Source organism: Marinobacterium profundum (genome assembly GCF_001528745.1).
GTDB lineage: Bacteria > Pseudomonadota > Gammaproteobacteria > Pseudomonadales > Balneatricaceae > Marinobacterium_A > Marinobacterium_A profundum.
Genome location: NZ_BCNS01000047.1, coordinates 1 through 1,717, shown reverse-complemented (window position 1 = coordinate 1,717; position 1,717 = coordinate 1). Strand labels below are relative to the sequence as shown.

Below are 1,717 nucleotides of genomic sequence, written 5' to 3'. Positions count from 1 at the left end.
TTCCCTGACGAACTGTGACCAGTTATTGATCGCCACCGCCTCGTTGAGATGGGCATCGCCCGCAGGCGCCACTCCAAGGAAAGCTGCGGTACTGGTTCCCGCCGCCGTCAGCGATCTGGCTCCAGTAGAAACCTCCTCGATATAAATGCCGGGTGTCATGTAACTTGTTGCCATGTCAAACATCCTCTGGATTGATATGGATGATGAGAGGCTCCAGATCGCCGGCCCTGTAATGGGCCTCAATCATGAACTCGCGACCCCGGGCCTGAATGTGGAAACGCTGTACCGCAGTAGTGGCAGGGATAGCTGCGAAACGGAAACAGCCCCGTGCATCGGTGTGGGCCCTCAGTCGTAACCCAGGGAGCGACACGCGCGCATTGGCGATGGGTATTTCACCGGGCCCCAGCAGCAGCCCTGCCATGCTTTCCATGGGGGAGGCATTAAGTTGGATAGCCGACTTGATCAATCTGACTGGCTCTTCGGGTCTTTCACGGCGCAGGGATAGGCGGAGCATAAACGCAGGACGCGGAAGCACCCCAAAAGCCTGCCATAGCTGGCTTGAGATCGGTGTCAGGTCTACCTCGAATTCGGCCACTTCCATGGCTCCAAACGCCAGCGCCCAGAGCATCGAATGCGACCTTTCTTGACTGGGTGCCCAAGCAGTTACCAGATACCCCAGCTCTATTTGTTGCGGACTTCGTCGCGGACCTTTGGCAGGCGGCGAAGCATGGAGGTCAAGCAGATAAAGGCCAACCAACGGAGCGGTTTCCATGTCAGCAGGGGCAGACAGCGTAACCGCTGTGCCGGGCAGCAGCGTATCAACCCAGTCCTTCAGACGCTGATCGGCGTCCTCCAGAGCCTTTGCGCCAGAACCCCGTTTGGTACCACCGACCGCAGTGTTCCCATCCTTATCGGTTGAAGCATTCACAACCTGTCCTTGTGGTTCACCCACTGAATATCGTTGTCATTTCGAGGTGATTGGTCACTATCGCCTCGCGCTACGTAGCTCTTAACTATTAGTTCACATCTGATCCGAATTCCATGTTTGGGGTACTGCGCAGTAACGGCCGAAATTGACGAGCAGGTAAACGCTGTCTTTGGGGTCTATGGAGAGGATGAAAACAGCAAAGCAGCCGCAGCCACTGATGACCCTGGCCACATATTCATCAGTCGGATGGGACCCGAATGCGCTATCTAAACTCGCCCCAGCCTGGACCGGCTAACCCTATCCACGCCCTTAGCTGTCGAAGTAAGCAATTCTGGCTGATACTTACCGGGCCCACAGGATAACAAGACAGAGAACCATGGCCCTGAATTTTGCACACCACAGCAGCGTAACAACCGATCTGCAGGCGCTCATCAGTGCCCGACACCCAGCCGACGAAGCCATCCAGCTGCAGCGCCTCGGCAGTCATGTATTTCACCCCCAGGCCGATGAAGTCGCGGGTGAGAGCGCCATGACGGCGGAAGATCGCTACGGCGCCCTGCTCGATATCTGGCACAACCTGCAGCAGCGCGCCCCCCAGCAAACCCTGATCCGCGCCTACAATCCGGACTCACAACAGGATCACTGGCACAATTCACACAGCGTGATCGAGATTGTCATGGACGACATGCCCTTCATCGTCGCCAGCTGCGCCACCGAGCTCGCCCGCCAGGGTCTGTCGATACACCGCCAAATCTATCCAATTTACCGGGTTCAACGCGATGACCAGGG

Annotated in this window: 2 protein-coding genes; one reads left to right on the top strand and one right to left on the bottom strand. The window is 57.1% G+C overall.

Annotation, left to right across the window (positions count from 1 at the left end; translation table 11 throughout):
• Nucleotides 1–175: 175 nt before the first annotated feature.
• Nucleotides 176–928 (bottom strand): hypothetical protein, encoded by a 753-nt coding sequence (locus MPRO_RS02755; protein WP_067286639.1) that lies wholly within the window; start codon nt 926–928, stop codon nt 176–178.
• 376 nt (nt 929–1,304) lie between these two features.
• Here MPRO_RS02755 and MPRO_RS02750 point away from each other — a divergent pair.
• Nucleotides 1,305–1,717, top strand: a 413-nt coding sequence (locus MPRO_RS02750) for an NAD-glutamate dehydrogenase domain-containing protein (RefSeq protein WP_158651728.1), incomplete at its 3' end; no start/stop codon positions are given.